The organism is Yersinia sp. Marseille-Q3913 (assembly GCF_963892745.1).
GTDB lineage: Bacteria > Pseudomonadota > Gammaproteobacteria > Enterobacterales > Enterobacteriaceae > Yersinia > Yersinia bercovieri.
In genome coordinates, this window is the sequence record NZ_CAWQAF010000015.1 from 14,491 (window position 1) to 34,102 (window position 19,612).

Below are 19,612 nucleotides of genomic sequence, written 5' to 3' on the forward strand. Positions count from 1 at the left end.
AGGGATCTACGGCGTCTTTACGATCTGCCTGTTCTCTCCGCTGGATGGTGATCACCAGAGATTCATCGGTCTATCACCGCTTCTGATGAATATAGGTCAGTGCCAGCGCCATCGCCAAAACCAGCCCTTTGATGATATCCATCGCATAATAAGGTACTGACAGCATCACTAGCCCGTTTTGCAATACGCCGAGGATCACCGCGCCAATTAAGGTGCCGAAAGCATTGGGTTTGCCTGAACCTGCCAGCGAGAAACCGATATAGGCGGCCGCCACGGCATCCATCAGATAACCACCACCGGCGTTCACTTGTGATGAGCCAATCCGCGATGCCAGTAAAATCCCGCCCAATGCGGCTAATAGTGATGACAGCACATAAGCCAGCACCCGATAACGCACTGTCCGAATGCCCGCCAGCCGCGCAGCTTCTGGATTGCCGCCAATAGCATACATCCGACGACCATGCTTGGTCAGCGACAAATACAACTGCACCACGATGGTGACCGCTAACATAATCAGCACGATAACCGGCACTTGCCCCAGCGCTGAAAACATCTCAGGGATGACACCCTCCGCCATATCGCCGCTTGGCAGCAGCATATTCTGTGTGATAGAGCCGCCGTAGCTGTAGGTCATCGCCACACCTTGGATCACAAACAGACTGGCGAGGGTCGCCAACATGTCAGGGATCTTCAGCACCACAATCAGAAACGCGTTAAATAAGCCAACCAGTGTACAAATCAGTAAGGTCAATATAATCGCGCCGGTAGTACCAAAGCCGTACCAGACAAACAGTGACACCACGATGGCGTTGGCCAGTGAGGCGGTGGAGCCAACTGACAGGTCAAAGCCCCCAATCGACAGCGAAATCGACACTCCGATGGCAATCACTGTCACGATGGCAATCGATCGCAAAATATTGATGATATTGTTCGGATCGAGGAAGTTTTCCGATGCCAAACCAAATAGCGCGATTAGCGCCACCACGGTGAGCAACATCCCCCATTTATAGAGAAAATCAAATAGTTGGTGACGCCACGGCTGCGCGTCGGCTAGGGGGAGTTCTTTGCTCACTGAGGGGTTCCTCCGGTTGAAAATAGTAATAATGTCTCTTCGTCTACCTCTGCGGCGTTCAGCTCGGCGACAATGCGCCCATCCCACAACACACAGATACGAGAGCATAAACCGACCAATTCTGAGAATTCACCGGATGCATAAATAATGCCTTTGCCCTGCTGTGCCAATCCATCAATCAGATGGAACAGATCCTGCTTGGCTTTGATATCCACCCCTTTGGTTGGCTCATCAAAAATCAGTACCTGCGCATCACCACGCAACCACTTGCCAATAGCCACTTTTTGCTGATTTCCGCCGGAGAGGCGAGCCAGCTTTTGTTGTGGGGAGGAGGTTCGCACCCCAAGGCGCTGGATCAGCTCTTTAGCCCAATTCAACTCCTGGCGACGACTAAAAATACTCCAGCGAGAAAAAGTGTCATCGGCGGCGACACTCAGGTTCATGGGGATACCTTCGTGGATAAAAATTCCCTCTTTGCGCCGCTCTTCTGGCACCAGTGCCAACCCTTGCGCAACTGACTGGTCAGGTGAGCGCGGTTTCCAGGTTTTACCCTGCAATTCGCCACTGTCGACCCGGCTGGGGGAGGCACCAAACAGCGCTTTGCACAGTTCGGTTTTACCGGCACCGGCTAAGCCGGCAATGCCTAAAATCTCCCCCTCATGCAATGTCAGTGAGATATCACGCAGCTTGTGCTGGTCATGCAACCCACTGACTGATAACAGAATTTTATCACTAACTACTGCCCGCCGTGGCGGAAAAATATCATCCAGGGTGTGACCGAGCATCTTTTCCACAATCTGCTCACCACGCAAATCCCCCATCAGATCATGGCTGACGCGGCGGCCATCACGTAATACGGTCAATTGGTCGCAGATTTCACGTAATTCGTGGATGCGGTGTGAAATGAAAACGATTGCCATCCCTTCCGACTGCAAACGGCGCACCACACGAAACAGCCGCGCACTCTCTTCTTGATCCAGTGGCGCGGTGGGTTCATCCAGAATCAGAAAACGGCATTGGTGGGAAAGGGCGCGTGCCAGCAGCACCTGCTGTTTCTCGGCTAAGGTGCATGACTCCAGGCGCTGGCGAACATTCAGCTTGAGGTCAAGCTGCCCGAGCAGTGCTTCGGCCTGACGGTAAAGTTGCGGCCAGTTAAACAGGTGACCCCGCTCGACGAGGGTATCCAGCATAATATTCTCCGCTACTGACAGGGTCGGGATCAGCGCCACATCCACCTCCTGCTGAACCACATGAATACCGTGCTGCTTTGCCTGACGGGGGGAGTGAATATCTATCTGCTGACCATCAATATAGATCTCGCCACGATAGTGGCTGTGAGCGCCGGAGAGAATTGCCATCAGGGTCGATTTCCCCGCGCCATTAGCACCGACTAGCGCATGGGTAGATCCACCTTCTAGTGTGAAATCAACTTGTTGCAGGGCATGGAATCCAGAAAACGAGATAGAGATATTCCGCATCTCAAGGCGGGAGGAGGCGATGCTGGACATAAATTTCGATGACTGCCCTATAAAGTATTTTGTCTCAATTGGCAGTCAATAATGCTGCTCATAGCACTCTTTTTTAACACAGTTTTTATTAATCGCAACAAACTAAAATAGTTAAGGTATATCAAAAAATTATTAAACATTGCTGGCGTAGCCCTTAAGATGAGAAAAACATTGTGAGATTGTCATTTAAAAGGAACGCGCCATGAGCACCAATGCCATCCGAGTGCAGGTGGGGCCTGCTAACTATTTCTCTTTTCCGGGCGCTATCGACAAGCTGAGTGAGTTTTATCCTCCGGCGGCACTGGATCATGCACTGTGGATCTACGGTGAGCGCGCATTGGCGGCCGCCAGTGATTATCTGCCGGCGGCCTTCCACGGGACAAATGCGATACGCGCTGCATTCTCAACCCATTGTAGTGAAGCTACTGTCGCCGATTTGGTGCATAAAGCGGGCAGTGACCGCCAGGTGGTGATTGGCATTGGTGGCGGGGCGGTATTGGATACGGCAAAAGTGGTGGCGCGCAAATTGGGGGTGCCACTGGTTGCCATTCCGACCATCGCGGCGACGTGCGCGGCCTGGACGCCGCTTTCGGTTTGGTATAATGAGGCCGGGCAGGCGCTGAATTTTGAAATTTTCAACGATGCCAATCACCTGGTGTTAGTGGAACCGCGCATCATTTTGCAGGCCCCAGTGGCGTATCTGCTGGCTGGTATCGGCGATACACTGGCGAAATGGTATGAGGCGGTGGTATTGAGTCCACAACCGGAAACCTTATCTCTGACGGTGCGCTTGGGGTTACAGGCGGCTCTGGAGATCCGCAATGTACTGCTCAAGCAGAGTGAGTCGGCGCTACAGGCGGTTAAGCAGGGTGAACTGACGCAAGATTTTTTGGATGTCGTCGATGCCATTATTGCCGGTGGCGGCATGGTCGGTGGGCTGGGTGAGCGCTATACCCGCGTCGCGGCGGCTCATGCGGTGCACAATGGCTTGACGCTGCTACCCCAAACAGAGCACTTCCTGCATGGCACCAAAGTGGCTTACGGGATATTGGTCCAAACCGCACTGTTGGAGCAGGATGAGGCATTAACATCACTGATAGCAGCCTTTAATCAATTAGGTTTGCCAACGCATCTGGCCGCCCTGGATGTTGATATTAATGACCGCGATGGTATTGAGCGCGTAATTGGCCGAATTCTCAAGCCGAGTGAGTCAATCCACTACCTGCCGATTGCACTAAATTCAGACAAACTATGGGCAGCGATTGAGCGGGTGGAAATTGCGGCTCAACGCGCGCACAGCGCGGGAATAGGTGTCTAGATCAACCCACTAGAAGAATATTGTTTCTAATGGTTTAACACCTTGTTTTTTGCCCTCGAATTAGGGCAAAATAGGCCCATGCAATAACCGACGTTTAAACGCGTCGGTTATTTTTTTGCATTCATGTTTTCACAAATCAAGAGGCCGGACAACGATCCGGATAGATAAACAGGTCCGCGAGCGATTATTCACATACGAAAATCGCCGTTATGAGGAAAGAAAGATGGGGCAATTATTTTCATTGGCACCGGTGCCCACCGGTATGCGCTGCACATGCAGCGATTATGGCGCAGCAGGTATGACAAATACCCGTTACACCGCTCTGGTTTCCCCACTTACGTATCCCAGGCAGATACGAAGTTTCCCCGTCACCTCTGACCTTTGCACTAAACTTGCAAATCGGGTTAAAGGTATGGGGAGGCTGAATCATGACGCATAATGCTACTGTTGAAGTCGGCACCAATCAAACTGGCACCAACAACCGTGTTCAACTCAGAAAAACACTGACGTTGGTACAAGTGGTGATGATGGGTCTGGCCTATTTGCAGCCGATGACCATTTTCGATACGTTTGGCATTGTCTCCGGCCTGACCGATGGTCATGTCGCGACCTCTTACGCCATTGCATTGATCGCGGTGCTCTTCACGGCGATCAGTTACGGTAAACTGGTTAAGCGCTTCCCGTCTGCGGGTTCAGCTTATACCTACGCCCAAAAATCCATTAGCCCGAACGTTGGCTTTATGGTGGGTTGGTCATCACTGCTGGACTACCTGTTCATGCCGATGATTAACATTCTGTTGGCAAAAATTTACCTTGAAGCGATTTTCCCTGGTGTGCCGTCGTGGATTTTTGTTGGCGCACTGGTCACCCTGATGACACTGTTTAACCTGCGTGGCATCAATGTGGTGGCAAACCTGAACTCAGTTATTGTTGTGGTTCAGGTCGCTATCATGGTGGTCTTTATGGGCCTGCTGATTCATGGCGTTTATCAAGGTGAGGGGGCGGGTACGCTGGTTAGCCCACGTCCGTTCTATTCTGAGAATGCCCATTTAGTGCCGATGATAACCGGGGCCACGATCCTCTGCTTCTCATTCCTTGGCTTCGACGGCATCAGTTCGCTGTCTGAAGAGACACCGAATGCTGGCAAAGTGATCCCGAAAGCGATTTTCCTGACGGCATTGATTGGCGGCGTGATCTTTATTGTCGTCTCTTACTTCTTGCAGCTCTATTTCCCGGATATTTCGCGCTTCACCGATCCTGATGCGTCACAGCCGGAAATCATGCTGTTTGTGGCCGGCAAGTTCTTCCAGTCAGTGATTCTGTGCTTCTCCTGTGTCACGGTGTTGGCATCCGGTATGGCCGCCCACGCAGGTGTTTCACGTCTGCTGTATGTGATGGGGCGTGACGGCGTATTCCCAGAAAAAGTCTTTGGTTACGTGCATCCGAAATGGCGCACTCCTGCCATCAACGTACTGTTGGTGGGGGGCGTGGCATTGTCTGCCATCTCCTTTGATTTGGTGACGGCAACGGCATTGATTAACTTCGGTGCGTTGGTGGCCTTTACCTTCGTTAATCTATCAGTGATTTCACAGTTCTACATCCGTGAGCGCCGCAACCGCACATTCAGGGATCATTTCAGCTACTTGATCCTGCCGATGATTGGCGCAGGAACAGTGGGTGTACTGTGGATGAATCTGGAAAGCAGCTCAATGACCTTGGGGCTGGTATGGGGTGCCATAGGTCTGCTCTATATGATCTGGAAAACCCGCGCTTTCCGCCAAGCTTTGCCGCAGTTCAATGGTGAGCTGGCACAGTAATCTGCTTTGAAATTAGGTTATTGCTGACGAAAACGGAGCCTGATAGCTCCGTTTCAGACTGCTGGCAAACCCCGATGACTCGATCAATAACGGCGAGGGCAGGCAGAAGAGTAAAGCGTCCGCGCCAGGGAGGGCGCGGCTCGAGCCTCCAGGGAGGGATTTACGGCGTCTTTGCGATCTGCCTGTCCTCTCCGCTGTGGGTACTTTGTCAATAACCTCGCTAACTCACTAAGCCTTTTGCATAGTCAAATAGCGCTTTCAGCAGTGCCAACTTCTCTTTATCGTCTTCATACTGATTATAGAATTGCTCCAGTTGCAGCACGTAATCTTGTACTAGCTCTGGATTGAGTGCTTCACGGCGATGTTCCAGCCAGCGTTTCTGTTCACTGTCAGTCAAGGTGTTAGGATAGTTACGGGCGCGGAAACGAAATAGCAGCGGTTCCAGCCGTGGGTCTTGGAAGGTCAGATCCAGTGCGGGTAGATTCTGCGGCTCAGTCTGCAAAATAATCTTCATGGTGGCGCGATCAGCATCACTGAAAAAGCCGTTATACAGCTGCGCATCCACATCATCAGAAACGGCAAATGGCTCGGCTTCGGCAAATAGCGCGACCACTTTTTCACGAACTTGCGGGTTTTGTCGCAGCAGTTGCAGGTTTTGCAGGCAGCGTTGGCGGTCTATTCCCAGCCGTTCAGCATTTTCTGGCAGCAACGTTTTAGCCGGTGCCAGTACCGGGCATTTGTTAATATGCACCAGCTTTAGGGGGACTGCGGCATCCTGAGCGCTGAGTTTATCGCGGCGGGTATACAGGCGTTCACGCAGCGTATCACTATCCAACTCTAGCAATGGCGACATATCACCGGCCAAATCGCACATAATCACCGCATTTTTATTCTCGGGATGCCATGCCAGTGGCGCAACCCAACTGGTATTGCCCCGTGCGGCACCGAACATGCCGGAGACATGAACCAGCGGTGTCATCTCTGCGATATCAATCAATGCATTGATTTTATGCTTATTGCGGTGCTGATACAGGTAGTCGAACAGACGCGGTTGCGCCTGTTTCACCAATTTCGCCATGGCGATGGTGGCATGCACATCTGACATCGCATCATGGGCGTGCAAATGTTCGACGCCATTGGCCTTGGTCAGATGCTCCAGCTTGAAGCTCGGCAGGCCATCCTCATTTTCCGGCCAGATAATGCCCTCAGGACGCAGCGCGTAACAAGCGCGCATCACATCTAGCAAGTCCCAGCGGGAATTGCCCCCTTGCCAGCTATAGGCATAAGGGTCATAAAAGTTGCGGTAGAAAATATTACGGCTGACTTCATCATCGAAACGAATGTTGTTGTAACCCAGAATGCAGGTGCCGGGCACATTGAATGCCTGATGGATCTGGCGGGCAAATTCAGCTTCATTGACCCCATTAGCTAAGGCGTGTTGCGGGGTGATGCCGGTTATCATCACCGCCTCCGGCTGTGGCAGGTAGTCATCTGCTGGCGCACAGTAAATAACCAGTGGCTCTTCGATAATATTAAAATCTAAATCGGTGCGCACGCCGGCGAACTGCGCTGGCCTGTCCAGTGCGGGTCGCTGACCGAAGGTTTCATAATCGTGAACGTAAAATGTCTTTTGTATTGGCTTGTCTTTCACTGTATTTATATGCTCTTTGTTTGCCAAGTTTGTACATTAATTTCAATTGGTTGGTGTGTTTTATGTATTTCTATGTAGCTAAATGTATGCGCTGGTATATTGATGTTTAAGATAGTCCATGTGATATTGAGTACCAAGTTAGTACAAAATCACCATTTATGTTGAGTACAAAAAATAAAATGGCTATCAGTGATACGAAACTACGCTCTCTCTATGGTAAACCATATTCAGGAGCACCAGAAGTAACGGATTTGGACGGGCTAGGAATAAGGGTATCACCAAAGGGTGTAATCACTTTTCAGTATCGCTTTCGATGGGAAGGGAAGCAACACCGCATTGGCTTGGGGCGCTACCCAGCAATAACTCTAAAAGATGCTAGAAACAAAGTTGCCGACTTTCGTGAAAATTTAGCTTTAGGATTAGATCCTCGGCTGCTCATTAGTCAAAGCAAAAACACGAAAAGTCCAACAGTCAAAGACTGCCTCACATATTGGGAAGAGACATATGTGAACGTTTCCCTGAGAGATAAGACGCAGCAACTTTATAAATATACTGTCATAAAACACATGTCTAGCGCCTTTCCCGGCGTGTCAGTTGATAAAATAACAGTTCGTAATTGGATGGATTTATTTACCGAAGAAGAAAAAATAAATCAGAGGCGTGCTCGCCATCTTCTGGTACAGCTTCGCTCAGCAATTAATTGGTGCATTAGGCGTCAATATATTGATGACTGCAGCCTTATGAAGATCAGCCCTCGGGATATTGGTGAAAAGCCAGCGGTGGGTGACAAGGTTCTTACTTACAACGAATTGGCTCGCATATGGCTGGCCATTGAGCGTAGTAGAGCCTCAACATCTAACAAATTACTTCACCAAATGCTTATGTTGTGGGGGGCTAGAAACGGGGAGTTAAGGTTATCAGAGCTTAGTGACTTTAACGAAGAGGATAAGCTCTGGACTGTGCCGGCAGAAAAATCCAAAACAAATAAAGTCATTCGCCGACCGCTTTTCAGCCAGATACTTCCTCTTTTTGAGAAAGCAAAACTGACTTATGGCAGTGTACTATTTCCGGGGCAAAAGCTTAACACGCCAATGACAATAGCTGCCGCTAATCGTTATATTGGCAGGATCAGAGAGGTTGTTGATGCTGGGGTATGGACGGCGCACGATTTCCGGCGAACCCTTGCTACTAGATTGTCCGAGGAAGGGGTGGCCCCGCATGTCATTGAGAAAATGCTGGGCCACGAACTTGGCGGTATCATGGCTGTTTACAACAAACATGACTGGATTGAAGAGCAGTGCATTGCTTATGAACTCTATGCCGAGAAAATATTTTGGCATATCAAGAAGCTCGCTGGTTAACCCCACCGTTGAGAATCCACCGCTCAACCTCTGCCAATAAGTATTGCTTTGGATGAGTCCTTACTGGTAGAGGGAAATTATAAATCTTTGTGTACTTCCAGATTGTCATGCGAGAAGAGATTCTGAGCTTAGCCATCACTTCTTTTTCTTCAATCATATCGGTGCTAGACATCAGATATCTCCATCACGAAATCAGTAATAGTTGCTTTACCTATCATGGCCCACAAATACCAATGATCGTAATAATCACCTTCATCTTCTGCCTCGGTGCTTCACAAGTGTCTGAGTGTCATCTTCGAGATTATTCATCAGCTGTTACTCCCTTCGCCACATATGCGGGATGAAAAAAATGCCATTTTCACGTAAGCATTCACACTGCTTCTTGGGTTGAACAAAACCAGTGATCTCTTTCAATTCAGTGTGAGTCAGTAGTTTGGTCATTGGTCTTTCCTCAATAGGAAAGGGCGCGACAATGCTACGCCCTTATTATGGTTGCTTGGTCTTGGGTGGCAAGGGGCTATATTTGTTAAGCGGCTATAATTACGTCATGACAATGTGAGGGTAAATGCCATGTGTGGTCGTTTCACTCAAATCAAGACCCGTTTTGATTACCTTGAATTTCTTGCATCTGAATTGGAATTCAGCGGTGCTCTCGATCCCGTTCCTATTGGCAGATACAACGTTGCTCCAGGTGCTCAAGTCCTTCTTCTCAGCCAACGTGAAGATGAACTACACCTAGACTCGCTAATGTGGGGGTATGGTCCTGAGTGGTGGCGGCAAATGGGCCGCGTACCAGTTATCAACGCACGAATAGAAACAGCAGCAGAAAGTCGGATGTTCAAACCATTGTGGTGCCATGGTCGCGCGTTGGTGATGGCTGATGGTTGGTATGAATGGAAGAAGTCGCCGGCGGATCCGAAGATTAAGCAGCCGTGGTTTATCTACCATGAAAATCAAACCCCGATCTACTTTGCGGCAATAAGTCGGTTTCATCCCGATGAGAACGAGCGACCGGGTGATGATGGCTTTGTGATAGTGACTGCCGCTAGTGATTCGGGGTTGTTGGACATTCATGATCGGCGACCCGTTGTCTTACCACCAGATGCTGCCCGTGAATGGATGAGTCCGGAGATTTCACCGGAAAGAGCAAAAGAGATTGCCTTGGCGGCGCTGACGCCAGCAGAAGAGTTCGACTGGCATCCAGTGACAAAGAAAGTAGGCAACATTCGCAATAATGGTCCTGAACTTATCGAACCGTTAGATGCCCTCTTTCATCACTCACCTGACAACGGGTAACTCAGACCATTGGGTGGTATAGGAAGGCGATAACATCTCTCGCTTCATCTGCCAGGACTTCTCAATGCCCTGTCCGGCAAACCACACCTTTCCTTTCCCTGATTTATTAATGTCGTCAAGAACAGCCATCAGCGTGGCACTATTCGCCTTTGGCTGGTTATCATCAAATAGCCCCAATTGTGCTACGCCCTGGCTGTAGAAATCACCCAACATCACCCCGCCTTTTTGATAACGATAGCCATCCTTCCATATCGCATCAAGACATCCCAATGCTGCTGCAATAATGTCACGCGAGTCTTGGGTCGGGATGTGAAGTTTAGTACTCACAATGTTGCCGTAGTAAGGCTCATTCAGGGCGAAAGGACTGGTTTTGATAAAGGCTGATATATGTCTGCAATATTGATGCTCGCCGCGCAGCTTTTCAGCAGCGCGCACGGCATACCCACAGATAGCTTCGCGCATATCCTGATAACTGGTGATCCTCTCACCAAAGGATCGGCTGCACACAATCTGCTGTTTAGTTGGTGCGAACTCTTCCAACTCAAGGCATTGCTCACCATTAAGTTCTCTGACCGTTCGCTCTAACACCACATTGAAGTTTTTACGTACAAACTGCGAATGTGTGTCCGCTAGCTGCAATGCCGTGTTGATCCCAAGCTGGTTCAGTTTTTTACCAATGCGACGGCCAATACCCCAGATATCTTGAACTGGCGTTATTGCGAGTAGTTTCCGCTGCCTGACAGGATCGGATAAATCCAACACACCGCCAGTTTTACTCCACTGCTTGGCTGCATGATTAGCCAGCTTAGCCAGCGTTTTAGTTTGGGCAATGCCAACACCAACGGTAAGCCCCGTCCACTGTAATACCTGCTGCCGGACGTCACGACCAAACTGATCCAGACTCATGCAATTATTGACCCCAGATACATTCAGAAACGCCTCATCAATTGAGTATATTTCCGTAGCCGGAGACATAGATTCCAGTACAGTCATAACCCGATTAGACATATCAGCATAAAGCTCATAGTTGCTGCTGAAGGTTACCACACCATATTTCTGGATCAGATTGCGCATTCTGAAATAGGGCTCGCCCATCTTAATACCCAGTAATTTGGCTTCACGGCTGCGGGCTATGACACAACCATCATTGTTTGAAAGGACAACAATCGGTTTCCCCTGCAAGTCCGGCCGGAATACAGACTCACAGGAGGCATAAAAGAATTAACGTCAGCGAGGGCAAACATGTGCTGCCTCGTTAATGACATATCTCACCACGCCGAACGTTTCCAAGTCGTTGCCACCATCATTCAAAATGATAGGGGAATAGTCTGGATTCATCGCCTCAAGTTGCACAATAGGATGTAAGCACAGTTTTTTTACGGTGAACTCCCCTCCGATTGCCGCGATAATAATATCGCCATGTTGTGCCGTGATACTGCGATCGACGACCAACAGAGAGCCATCATAGATCCCTGCGCCCGTCATTGAATGACCCGACACTCGCACAAAGTAAGTCGCTGCCGGGTGGGCTATACATAGCTCATTCAGATCCAATGGTCGCTCGACATAATCCGCAGCAGGACTTGGAAAGCCAGCGGAAATCATTTCGGTAAAAAGTGGGATTGTAATGATTTCCCTTAGTGCGGATAGTTGATAAAAGATCATTTTCAAACACCAATATAACTGTATTTATATACAGTATAACTCATCAGGAATGATAGCAAGGGTCAATCTAAAGGGGAGGACATATCTCCTTGTGACTAATGCTATTTTTTTCTGATGGATTGAAACCCATTTTACCGAGTGTTTTATTGGTGTGGTGTTGTTAGTTGAATGCTTAACTGCTGACGGCGGCCAAATCGGAGAAAGTGCTGCGCCAAATGTGACCACTCGTAATTCCGAGTGTTTTCGCTAAATCTGCCATAGCCTTTAACTTGTTATCTCCAAATCCAGCAGGGGACTCTTGAAGATTTACGAAATCCTTTCTGTGGGCGCACCACGAATTTCTGTCTTTAGCAATTTCAACTCCGACAACTTCCGCGAATTTGTCTGCATCTGTATCGTTGCATTTCCATTTATCTGCCAACTCATCTATACGAGATTGGTTAGCACCTAAAGCCATAGCTTCAACTAGAAGTTCCCATGCACTTTTTCTGTTATGTGGGTCTATTGCCCATGCACATAGAGCAAGGTCTGAATCTCGAATGTCTGCGATAGCGTCTGGGTCTGGTTTATAAATAAGCTCGCCATTTACGTGTAAGTAATACCAACCGATTATGCTCATGCTCATTTCCTTGTGTTTGGCCCACAGCAAAACACCGGCGACGGTGTCAGTTCTTTACTCTGGGGATTGGTGGGGTGGGTTAATGCCCTGCATTAAATCAGTGTTTCTGTCTGCAAGCTTGTGCCAATTAGCATCATCTTGCGCCATTGCTTCTGCAACAGATCGCCAGTCTGTTATCTCTTTCTGTGCTGCTTCCCGTTGGGCTATCTGCGTTTCCAAATCAGAAACTGAAACAGTCACTTCATCGGGACCGACCAACTTAGCGAGAGCCACTTTGCTTTTGAGATAATTAATATCCAACTCGTCGAGGGTATTCACCATGACTCCCAAACTTGATCCTTGGCCGCAGAATATCCGTCTGAATATGCGCTAACCCATAGCAATTCTTCTGGCGTGAAATCCATGCCATCCGCTGGAAATGAAACGAGACGCATACTTAAAATATTGAATGATGTTGTGAGCTCGCGAGAAAATTTAGCCAAGAACGCTGCGTTTAATTTGTCGGCAAATGAGTCATTAAGTTTGCGATGGCACTTTTCAATCTTGGTAGTCATATCATTCATCCCTCAGGCTGGCGGCGAATGTGATAGCATAATTTGAAGCGAATCTTATCCATTCCTAATCATTCTCTTCGTAATGCATTTGCTGATCTTCAATATTCGCGACCAAACCATCAACCCCCTGAGCCATTATCTCGTTAATTATCTGAGTAGTGGCGGGCATTTGCTGTTTAATGATTTCCAGTGCCTGGGCATGATTTAACTGTCCAGTTTGATGAGTATTGGCCCAGTCACTTAATTGGCTATCAGATTGATAGTTTGGAATATCAATATGTACTCCCTCTATATTGTCCAATAGCCAATCTCTGGCACTAATAAGACGCCCGGCTTGAATAAGTGTCAGTGCTGCAATAGACCCAATCACTAACCGGTTTATTAACCATGCGCCAGATAACTCCCGCGCTGCCTTTTCTTGTAGCTGAATATTTTCAGCGGCCAGTATTTGATGTTTTTTTTCCAGATCTGCAATGGTATTTTTGGCCTCGAGATAACTCTCTAGTACCACGGGTAATAGCCCTGATTCAGTTGCGTGAAACAGTTCCCCAGAAGATTCCACTTCAGCTTCACGGGGGCTTGCCTTTATTATCGATATTATTTGGCCCATTTTTTTAGCCTCGCCATTAATTCAGGGTCAATGGGTAAACAAACATATTCAGGCGGCAAGCCTTGCTGCTGAATATCAGCAAGGCAATTAATCTGGTCTGAGTATATATATCCCTGTAGTTCATACTTGCAGGGCTGAAATGTAAAACAGACGTATAGAAACAATCCAAACATGGGATGACTCCTTAATTGAATAAATAATCCCCAGCCTATTGGCAGGAATAGAGTGAATAGTGACTGGGGATTAATCGCTGTTTGAAACGATATTTGGCTAAGGTCACAATGACACTACGGTCAGTTTTTAGTCGTTACCTGGGTATTTCATCTTTTTTGGGTTTTTATCCCACAACAGTAGGCTTCCACCGTAATAGAGTGCCAGAACCAGTTTATCAAACCGACTGTAGGCATTAATTACCGCTTTGCCGAGTACTCCATTTTCCAGATGCCCGGCGAAGAGCTCGTAAACAGGCATCCCATCATGCAGCATCACTATTTTTCCATCAGGTCCGTGGTGATATTTTGCTGAGAATGCCAACATGGAATCACATTCGTGAGGACCCCTTTTTATTTCGTTGGAATAGAGACTTTGGCGAGATTGTTCAGGTTGTAAGCCAATCCAGATGTAGTCACCGTTCTCGAATTCACTGACAATAACCTGCGGGGTTTTCCACCGCTCCTCAATCGCGCGCGCGTGATTTTCTTCAATAAACGCTGCCCAGAGTTCTGAAGCCAAGATAAATTTAGGAATGGCCCCATCTTGAATAAACGCAGTCACTAAATCAGTCATACGTTCAACGATATTGGCCTCGATGCGTGAGGTTGCCCAGGCATCCCGTATGGATTGAATAATCAGTGAGTTATAGTGCTGTAAATCGACAATGTTGGAAATATTTGTCGGTAAGGCGGCCTTAAATACGTCAGCCAGTTGCTTGCCGAAAAGACCGCCTAAGTGGAAGGTGTCATTCACTATGTTAATCAGCATTTTTTCGATGCCGTTATTGATGATCGTCACTGCCTGAGGGCCATTGGCAAATTGGATACAACGCTCAGTGAGTAACGCGGAAAGGGTTAATTCAGTTGATGGTTGGCAGACAGGCTCTGTTTGGTGATTCATACCGTCCATTTTTTCATTGGTCATGGTTCAGTCCTCAGTGACAAGTTACGGGGTGGGGCGGAGGCAAGGTGTTACCGGCTACCTTATTTAGAAAAGGGGTCATCGTCTTAATCGCCAGAACTTAGGATGTTCAACCGCTTTTCTCATGGCTTCACGTTTTTTGTTCTTGTGAACATAACTTCCGCGACGGTCAAAAAAATTGAAACGGGCCTTACCGAGCAGGTTGGTATGCTTAATGACAACACTGCCATCTGTGAGCGTGTAAACACACTTAGTTCCATTATTTAGCCGCTCCAATCGCGTGACATAGATTTTCATGAGTCAGTCCTCAGTCTGGTTTTTCACGTGTGGTTGTTTATCTATGGGAGTGATCGGTTTGCCGCGGTGCGGCATTGGGGTGAGTGTGGCCGTGATAGGCTTCATATGCTTGATGGAGAGTCCGCCAGCCCGATTTTTGACGCTAACGACAACTGTGCCATAGCTTGATTCCCAAGCTTTGGTGCGTGTTACGACCTCAACACTGTCAGGGATCCCCCGCACAGGGAAATAGTCAAAGTGGCTTCCCACAGGGTATTTTTGGTTAAATAGCTCAGCAGATAGAGTGTTTAGAAAATAGCTCATGGTTTCACTCCCCTTTGTTTCTTATGGCGATCAATTCCGCGTTTCATGATGATTCGCTGTGGGTTGAGATAAATGGTATTCCCGTGGCGATCAAAAAAATTGAAGCGGGATTTGCCTGGTAAGCTCAGGTATTCAATAGCCACGCTGTCGTTCGTGAAGGTGTAGATACGTTTGGTTCCGTTGTCCTGAAACACCAATGTACGGACGTCAATTTTCATTAGCTGTCTCCTTTCGCGTTTTCGCGCTGTTGAGAAGCGGCGGATTGTTTGATGGGGCATAGGTCAGACCTCACTGTTGAAGGCGCATCTCTATTGCAACGGCTAAACCTCCCGACGTAATCGGTTGATAATGTCTCTTCTGGAAGGGATGCGGAGTTGGTGGGCTAATTGCCATGCTTTGCGCTGGTTCTGGGTTTTATGTTTCAGCATTTTGCGGATAGTGGCCACTGGAATAGCGGTATCACTGGCAATCAAGTTTTCATTGTGGCCAGCGCGGTGAAACTGATAGATAGCCAGTAAAACGTCCAGTGAGTAGCGCTTACGAATGCCGATATTGACCGTATTCCCCTGAGATAAGCCGCGCCATTGTTCACCTTCGGGATAAATCGGCTTTGGCATTGGCTGGTAAGGGTTACCACTACGGATTTCCGAGCGACAGTGCATTAGCCAGATGATGCAAGCGGTATAGTCACCCCAGTCATCTTCTTTGAAGTGGCTGCCGGTGCTCAGGTTCAGTTCTTTATCCATGATTAAAAGGTTGTATTCGTCAGACTCAGTATTGAGTTGTTCAATACAGAGGGGGCGTGTCTGGTTGAGTAAAACAGATGTACTCACAATTGAACGTTGTGTGGTGTCAGTAGCCCGCTCAATGGCAAGGTCTAGCTGCGAGCGAGTAGGGTGCAGGGATGACTCCAGCACACTGGCAGTTGTGGCCTGTGTGGTCATGATGGGTTACCTGTGGAATGCCTGCCGGGGCAGGTTATGAAAGGTTATTGCGTGATAGAGAAATAGCGGATCCGGCCAGCTTTTACCGCGTTGTACAGGCGGTTAACTGTTTCAGTAGTAAGCTCAATTCCTGCCGCCACTAAATCAGCATCAATTTGGGCAATCCAATTAGCTGGCTTGTCTATTGTTGCCGCATTTGCTGTTTTACCCAGTTGGTCAGGAAAACTCACCGAACCCGCAGGATGCAACGGCTGATGGGGAGTTACTGCTGTGATTACGGTAGCGGTTTCTGTTACGAGCGCTACGGCGGCCAGTTGCCGTTTTTTCAATTCTTCTTGTTGTTGCTCTGCTTGTTGTCGCTGCTGTTCCTCAATCTGTTTTTGCCGGGTAATGCGTTGATCAATCATCAGCGCCAGATGTTCGTGCTCAAGGGCAATTATCTGGTTGATGTCAGCGAACAGATTTTTATAAGCTGGTTCAATATCAGCAAATAGCACTAAGTTGGACTGATATTTCTCACCTAATTGATTCGCGGCTATCTTGGCGCGGGCCAGTTCATCGTTGGCAGCACTCTGCAAAGAGGTGAGGGTTTTCTTTCCTTTGATAGCAGTGGCAAAATCAGCCGGAATAGCGGGCAGGGTGACAATAGCCAACTGGTTATTGATACCGGCAATGTGCTCAGCAAGAGCGGCTTTTACCTTATTCAGTATTTCAAGGCGAATAGCTTCTTTGCGCAACTTAACGAGTTTTGATAGGTCTAGCCGTTTGTTTCGCATTTCATCGCGCAAGGTATCAATGGTGCGGAAAAGTAGATCAATCTGCTCAGTCTTAGACAGTGCCTGCTGTTTAATCAGATCCAGCTCTTTCTCTGCTTTTTCACAGAACTTAACGGTTTCTTCTGCGTCAGCGAAGTCCTGATCGGTCACCAGATTAGTGTTGATAGATTGAATAAAGGCCAGCGCCTGATTCTGGTAGACTGTCAGGTTTGACTCTTTTACCGCGCCCTCGATCTCCACCAATAGGGCCGGGAGGCGCATTAAGGCTTTGCCTTGTGGGATATCTTTTATCTCAGGGGCTGTGTAACCGTTCAAATCCTGCTCAAATTGCTGCCAACCCGCCATCAAAGCTTCACGGCGACCAGGTACCGGTAAATACTCCATCCACACAAAGTTATCTTCAGTGCCATCTGATACCACAAAAATGACTTTTTCGGCATCACTCACGAGAAGTTGTTGTTCCAACTGCCAGTAATACTCTGGCGGTAAGTCTTTATTTTTCACCGCCAGCGCCAGTGTGGCATTCCACATTTTGTGCTCGAACAGCATATCTTCCATCATGGTCATGCCATCAAAGGAAGCCAATAAATAGCCATCATCATCGATGGCGGTTGCCGGGAATAATTCGCTGCCGATCATGGATTCTACGATGACCCGTGCTGTGGCCTCCTGCGCGTGACCTTTATCAAACAAGTTGGTTTGTACCCAATCGCTGACTTCTCGTTCTGATCCGGTCGCCTTCATGTTCAGCAATTCATCGCGGCGCATCTTGCTGGAAGCTGCCATCATCACTGGCGCTTCACTGGCGGTGAAATGGCGACTACGTAGGGCGTGCCATTCGGGCGTGCCTTGTTGGGCATTAATGATTTGCATCTTCCGCCTCCAGATGTTCGATAGTTTTGATTTGTGCCGAGGTGAGGGTGTATTTGCTTTCGATGGTGTTGATGATTTGCGCAGCGGTTTTCTTGCCTTTACTGATTAGTGTTGTCCAGTCAGCTAGGGCGCGTTGGAATTGTTCCGCGCTGTATTCTGGCAGTGCCTGCGGCTGGCTTGGTTGCTGACTACCTTGGTTGTGTTCTTTACCTTCATTCACATCAAGACTTTTACCTTCCATTTCTTCTGCTGTTGGTTGCTGACCAATTTCCGGCCACCCTTTACGCAGTGCCTGCGCTTCGGCGCACTTGGCTAATTGCCCATAGGGCCGCTTTTTCCACATGGCATTAGGTGCCTGGGTATCGCGGCCAGCAGTGGCATAGTTTTCTAGCCAATACTCTTTCGCACTGAATTCCACGATGGTGCCGTTAGGCATGAGTTTGCTCAGCGTGTATTTGCACCACTGAGGGAAAGTGATTTCTACCCCATTAAGCCTTTGTGTGATATCCGGGCCAAACTCTGGCTCTTGTGCGCCGGCATAGTTACCGGAGCGACTAGCTTGTATGCGATATAGCCCTACACCGGGCATCACCACATCGCGCCATTCGTTTTTACCGGTTAACGCATCTTTCACGCTCATAGGAACCAAATGCACCGGCTTCATCAACGGATCTAACTGGCGGGCGCGGCAATAACTCACCGCCATGATGACTGAATCGTCTTTAGCGCCGGGGTAAATACTGTTTTTCAGCGCGTTCCAAGTGGGTTCGTCAATATCCAACCCAACCACGGCGGGCGGGAGATTACTGGTTGTTACTGCTTGGGTCATTGGCCAGCCCTCAGATTTTGACAGCGATAGCCAGAAACATGAACGCACCTAAAACACAGGTGAAGAAGAATTTCAGGCCAGATTGGTTGGGGTAGTGGTGGATGTTGTCGCTGCTAACACGATGGCGATATTGGAGTTTGTTGATGAATTCAATAGTCATGGTATGCTTTCCCATGGTTGGGTTTGGTCACTCAACCACGCTGATAATAATCCTCGTGGTTATTGTTCAGTCCTCAGTAGGTTTGCGGTTGGTCCCGCACGCCTGGGATAGCCCTGGCTTAATCGCTGGGGCTTTTCTCTTTATTGGAGATGGATAGTATGAAAAGACAACTTGCAGCTTTATTGGCAGTCATTCTTAGCATTCCATCAGCGTTTGCTGTCGATATTCCAGCGATGGAAAAGGTCATGCGTGAAGGTATGCAGAACCCGAAAACAGTGGAATATCGGTCAATCACTGAAGTCACCAACTCTACCGGCGAAACGTTTGTTTGTGGTGAGGTCCGTATTACAGGGGAAAATAGTCAATTAACTGATTTCATTCCTTTTGCTTATACTCAACACAAAACGATCTATGTGAGTTCAGATCTTTCTAAGAATGAGAAAAGTGAGTATCGTCTGACTGGATGTGAAGGCAAAGAATTAGAGGCATCTTGGTATAAGACGCTAACGGTATTAGATACAAACTGCCTTGCTGCTTTTCAAACGCTAAACGCCTATTTTAGCGAAGAAAAATCAGACGAGATTGCTATCGCCACAGGCGTCAGCGTTTGGGATGATTTCGATAAAAAAACAGGAAAATCAGTTGATGCTGAATTTAATAAATCGGCCTATTACTATTTAAAGTCGGTATTAAATTATGCGAAGACTAAACCAGAATTGGGGGCGAAAATTAAAGTAGATCCAATAGCGACAAGGAATGAATTCCTTACTAATTGCAGATCAGTTATTATTAATGAGGCCATCAAATAATTTTTGTGGTTATTAT

Annotated in this window: 24 protein-coding genes and 1 pseudogene; 6 read left to right on the forward strand and 19 right to left on the reverse strand. The window is 48.2% G+C overall.

Features of this window, described 5'->3' with window-relative positions:
- Positions 1–73: 73 nt before the first annotated feature.
- Together AACW11_RS08050 and AACW11_RS08055 are read right to left on the reverse strand one after the other, a co-directional pair.
- Positions 74–1,072, reverse strand: coding sequence for an ABC transporter permease (locus AACW11_RS08050; RefSeq protein WP_032897983.1), 999 nt, complete (start codon positions 1,070–1,072; stop codon positions 74–76).
- A complete protein-coding gene (locus AACW11_RS08055) occupies positions 1,069–2,580 on the reverse strand; it encodes a sugar ABC transporter ATP-binding protein (RefSeq protein ID WP_212586403.1) in 1,512 nt (503 codons plus the stop codon). The genes AACW11_RS08050 and AACW11_RS08055 overlap by 4 nt, the downstream gene beginning before the upstream one ends.
- Positions 2,581–2,782: 202 nt before the next feature.
- Here AACW11_RS08055 and AACW11_RS08060 point away from each other — a divergent pair, with 202 nt between their 5' ends.
- From AACW11_RS08060 to AACW11_RS08070, 3 genes are all read left to right on the forward strand, one after another.
- Positions 2,783–3,898, forward strand: a complete 1,116-nt coding sequence (locus AACW11_RS08060; protein ID WP_212586404.1) for an oxidoreductase — start codon at positions 2,783–2,785, stop codon at positions 3,896–3,898.
- A 223-nt stretch (positions 3,899–4,121) separates the two neighbouring features.
- Positions 4,122–4,337, forward strand: a complete 216-nt coding sequence (locus tag AACW11_RS08065; protein ID WP_339379048.1) for a hypothetical protein — start codon at positions 4,122–4,124, stop codon at positions 4,335–4,337.
- Entirely contained in the window at positions 4,327–5,715 is a 1,389-nt protein-coding gene (locus AACW11_RS08070) for an APC family permease (protein ID WP_004873653.1), read from the forward strand. The genes AACW11_RS08065 and AACW11_RS08070 overlap by 11 nt, the downstream gene beginning before the upstream one ends.
- 220 nt (positions 5,716–5,935) lie before the next feature.
- On the opposite strand, the gene sbcB is transcribed toward AACW11_RS08070, so the two are convergent.
- On the reverse strand, positions 5,936–7,366 hold the full coding sequence (gene sbcB / locus AACW11_RS08075; RefSeq protein WP_212586405.1) for an exodeoxyribonuclease I: 1,431 nt from the start codon (positions 7,364–7,366) through the stop codon (positions 5,936–5,938).
- Positions 7,367–7,545: 179 nt separating this feature from the next.
- Between sbcB and AACW11_RS08080 the strand changes: the two genes are divergently transcribed.
- Positions 7,546–8,727, forward strand: coding sequence for a tyrosine-type recombinase/integrase (locus tag AACW11_RS08080; protein WP_145500202.1), 1,182 nt, complete (start codon positions 7,546–7,548; stop codon positions 8,725–8,727).
- Here the strand turns inward: AACW11_RS08080 and AACW11_RS08085 are convergent.
- On the reverse strand, positions 8,708–8,899 hold the full coding sequence (locus tag AACW11_RS08085) for a helix-turn-helix transcriptional regulator (RefSeq protein WP_050079876.1): 192 nt from the start codon (positions 8,897–8,899) through the stop codon (positions 8,708–8,710). The two genes, AACW11_RS08080 and AACW11_RS08085, sit on opposite strands and share 20 nt — an antisense overlap.
- A gap of 143 nt (positions 8,900–9,042) precedes the next feature.
- Positions 9,043–9,168 (reverse strand): DUF4224 domain-containing protein, encoded by a 126-nt coding sequence (locus AACW11_RS08090; RefSeq protein ID WP_145500166.1) that lies wholly within the window; start codon positions 9,166–9,168, stop codon positions 9,043–9,045.
- Positions 9,169–9,297: 129 nt separating this feature from the next.
- On the opposite strand from AACW11_RS08090, the gene AACW11_RS08095 reads away from it, so the two are divergent.
- Positions 9,298–10,023, forward strand: a complete 726-nt coding sequence (locus AACW11_RS08095) for an SOS response-associated peptidase family protein (protein WP_212586406.1) — start codon at positions 9,298–9,300, stop codon at positions 10,021–10,023.
- Here AACW11_RS08095 and AACW11_RS08100 read toward each other — a convergent pair.
- The 14 genes and pseudogenes from AACW11_RS08100 to AACW11_RS08165 all read right to left on the reverse strand — a co-directional run bounded on the left by AACW11_RS08100 (position 10,006) and on the right by AACW11_RS08165 (position 18,787).
- Positions 10,006–11,267: pseudogene (locus AACW11_RS08100) on the reverse strand (Y-family DNA polymerase). The gene AACW11_RS08095 and the pseudogene AACW11_RS08100 sit on opposite strands and share 18 nt — an antisense overlap.
- The gene (umuD, locus tag AACW11_RS08105; protein WP_212586407.1) at positions 11,251–11,688 is read right to left on the reverse strand and encodes a translesion error-prone DNA polymerase V autoproteolytic subunit; all 438 of its coding nucleotides are present in this window, start codon (positions 11,686–11,688) and stop codon (positions 11,251–11,253) included. Before umuD ends, AACW11_RS08100 begins: the two are co-directional and overlap by 17 nt.
- A gap of 172 nt (positions 11,689–11,860) precedes the next feature.
- Entirely contained in the window at positions 11,861–12,307 is a 447-nt protein-coding gene (locus AACW11_RS08110) for a hypothetical protein (protein ID WP_145500172.1), read from the reverse strand.
- A gap of 54 nt (positions 12,308–12,361) precedes the next feature.
- Entirely contained in the window at positions 12,362–12,628 is a 267-nt protein-coding gene (locus AACW11_RS08115; RefSeq protein WP_212586408.1) for a hypothetical protein, read from the reverse strand.
- Positions 12,622–12,861, reverse strand: a complete 240-nt coding sequence (locus AACW11_RS08120; RefSeq protein ID WP_145500176.1) for a hypothetical protein — start codon at positions 12,859–12,861, stop codon at positions 12,622–12,624. The genes AACW11_RS08115 and AACW11_RS08120 overlap by 7 nt, the downstream gene beginning before the upstream one ends.
- Before the next feature lie 64 nt (positions 12,862–12,925).
- A complete protein-coding gene (locus AACW11_RS08125) occupies positions 12,926–13,471 on the reverse strand; it encodes a hypothetical protein (RefSeq protein WP_212586409.1) in 546 nt (181 codons plus the stop codon).
- A 300-nt stretch (positions 13,472–13,771) separates the two neighbouring features.
- Positions 13,772–14,608 (reverse strand): hypothetical protein, encoded by an 837-nt coding sequence (locus AACW11_RS08130; RefSeq protein ID WP_212586410.1) that lies wholly within the window; start codon positions 14,606–14,608, stop codon positions 13,772–13,774.
- 75 nt (positions 14,609–14,683) lie between these two features.
- Positions 14,684–14,902, reverse strand: coding sequence for a hypothetical protein (locus AACW11_RS08135; protein WP_145500186.1), 219 nt, complete (start codon positions 14,900–14,902; stop codon positions 14,684–14,686).
- A gap of 3 nt (positions 14,903–14,905) precedes the next feature.
- Positions 14,906–15,205, reverse strand: coding sequence for a hypothetical protein (locus AACW11_RS08140; protein WP_145500188.1), 300 nt, complete (start codon positions 15,203–15,205; stop codon positions 14,906–14,908).
- Complete coding sequence (locus AACW11_RS08145; protein ID WP_145500190.1) at positions 15,202–15,423, reverse strand: hypothetical protein; 222 nt, start codon at positions 15,421–15,423, stop codon at positions 15,202–15,204. Before AACW11_RS08145 ends, AACW11_RS08140 begins: the two co-directional genes overlap by 4 nt.
- Before the next feature lie 102 nt (positions 15,424–15,525).
- Positions 15,526–16,149 (reverse strand): hypothetical protein, encoded by a 624-nt coding sequence (locus AACW11_RS08150; RefSeq protein WP_249192908.1) that lies wholly within the window; start codon positions 16,147–16,149, stop codon positions 15,526–15,528.
- 44 nt (positions 16,150–16,193) lie between these two features.
- Positions 16,194–17,798, reverse strand: a complete 1,605-nt coding sequence (locus AACW11_RS08155; RefSeq protein WP_212586411.1) for a YqaJ viral recombinase family protein — start codon at positions 17,796–17,798, stop codon at positions 16,194–16,196.
- Positions 17,785–18,627: a phage recombination protein Bet gene (gene bet / locus AACW11_RS08160; RefSeq protein WP_212586412.1), complete on the reverse strand. Its 843-nt coding sequence runs from the start codon at positions 18,625–18,627 to the stop codon at positions 17,785–17,787. The genes AACW11_RS08155 and bet overlap by 14 nt, the downstream gene beginning before the upstream one ends.
- Positions 18,628–18,637: 10 nt before the next feature.
- Positions 18,638–18,787, reverse strand: a complete 150-nt coding sequence (locus AACW11_RS08165; protein ID WP_186370339.1) for a hypothetical protein — start codon at positions 18,785–18,787, stop codon at positions 18,638–18,640.
- A gap of 158 nt (positions 18,788–18,945) precedes the next feature.
- On the opposite strand from AACW11_RS08165, the gene AACW11_RS08170 reads away from it, so the two are divergent.
- Positions 18,946–19,596, forward strand: a complete 651-nt coding sequence (locus tag AACW11_RS08170; RefSeq protein WP_145500194.1) for a hypothetical protein — start codon at positions 18,946–18,948, stop codon at positions 19,594–19,596.
- Positions 19,597–19,612: the final 16 nt, after the last annotated feature.

What these genes read in the sequence shown, in the direction of transcription:
- umuD (WP_212586407.1), bottom strand. Translation starts at nt 11,688, where the DNA reads ATGATCTTTTATCAACTATCCGCACTAAGGGAAATCATTACAATCCCA.
- AACW11_RS08070 (WP_004873653.1), top strand. Translation starts at nt 4,327, where the DNA reads ATGACGCATAATGCTACTGTTGAAGTCGGCACCAATCAAACTGGCACC.
- AACW11_RS08135 (WP_145500186.1), bottom strand. Translation starts at nt 14,902, where the DNA reads ATGAAAATCTATGTCACGCGATTGGAGCGGCTAAATAATGGAACTAAG.
- AACW11_RS08065 (WP_339379048.1), top strand. Translation starts at nt 4,122, where the DNA reads ATGGGGCAATTATTTTCATTGGCACCGGTGCCCACCGGTATGCGCTGC.
- AACW11_RS08130 (WP_212586410.1), bottom strand. Translation starts at nt 14,608, where the DNA reads ATGACCAATGAAAAAATGGACGGTATGAATCACCAAACAGAGCCTGTC.
- AACW11_RS08165 (WP_186370339.1), bottom strand. Translation starts at nt 18,787, where the DNA reads ATGACTATTGAATTCATCAACAAACTCCAATATCGCCATCGTGTTAGC.
- AACW11_RS08095 (WP_212586406.1), top strand. Translation starts at nt 9,298, where the DNA reads ATGTGTGGTCGTTTCACTCAAATCAAGACCCGTTTTGATTACCTTGAA.
- AACW11_RS08110 (WP_145500172.1), bottom strand. Translation starts at nt 12,307, where the DNA reads ATGAGCATAATCGGTTGGTATTACTTACACGTAAATGGCGAGCTTATT.
- AACW11_RS08085 (WP_050079876.1), bottom strand. Translation starts at nt 8,899, where the DNA reads ATGTCTAGCACCGATATGATTGAAGAAAAAGAAGTGATGGCTAAGCTC.
- AACW11_RS08170 (WP_145500194.1), top strand. Translation starts at nt 18,946, where the DNA reads ATGAAAAGACAACTTGCAGCTTTATTGGCAGTCATTCTTAGCATTCCA.
- AACW11_RS08090 (WP_145500166.1), bottom strand. Translation starts at nt 9,168, where the DNA reads ATGACCAAACTACTGACTCACACTGAATTGAAAGAGATCACTGGTTTT.
- AACW11_RS08115 (WP_212586408.1), bottom strand. Translation starts at nt 12,628, where the DNA reads ATGGTGAATACCCTCGACGAGTTGGATATTAATTATCTCAAAAGCAAA.
- AACW11_RS08145 (WP_145500190.1), bottom strand. Translation starts at nt 15,423, where the DNA reads ATGAAAATTGACGTCCGTACATTGGTGTTTCAGGACAACGGAACCAAA.
- AACW11_RS08140 (WP_145500188.1), bottom strand. Translation starts at nt 15,205, where the DNA reads ATGAGCTATTTTCTAAACACTCTATCTGCTGAGCTATTTAACCAAAAA.
- AACW11_RS08150 (WP_249192908.1), bottom strand. Translation starts at nt 16,149, where the DNA reads ATGACCACACAGGCCACAACTGCCAGTGTGCTGGAGTCATCCCTGCAC.
- AACW11_RS08055 (WP_212586403.1), bottom strand. Translation starts at nt 2,580, where the DNA reads ATGTCCAGCATCGCCTCCTCCCGCCTTGAGATGCGGAATATCTCTATC.
- AACW11_RS08155 (WP_212586411.1), bottom strand. Translation starts at nt 17,798, where the DNA reads ATGCAAATCATTAATGCCCAACAAGGCACGCCCGAATGGCACGCCCTA.
- AACW11_RS08080 (WP_145500202.1), top strand. Translation starts at nt 7,546, where the DNA reads ATGGCTATCAGTGATACGAAACTACGCTCTCTCTATGGTAAACCATAT.
- bet (WP_212586412.1), bottom strand. Translation starts at nt 18,627, where the DNA reads ATGACCCAAGCAGTAACAACCAGTAATCTCCCGCCCGCCGTGGTTGGG.
- AACW11_RS08125 (WP_212586409.1), bottom strand. Translation starts at nt 13,471, where the DNA reads ATGGGCCAAATAATATCGATAATAAAGGCAAGCCCCCGTGAAGCTGAA.
- AACW11_RS08060 (WP_212586404.1), top strand. Translation starts at nt 2,783, where the DNA reads ATGAGCACCAATGCCATCCGAGTGCAGGTGGGGCCTGCTAACTATTTC.
- AACW11_RS08120 (WP_145500176.1), bottom strand. Translation starts at nt 12,861, where the DNA reads ATGACTACCAAGATTGAAAAGTGCCATCGCAAACTTAATGACTCATTT.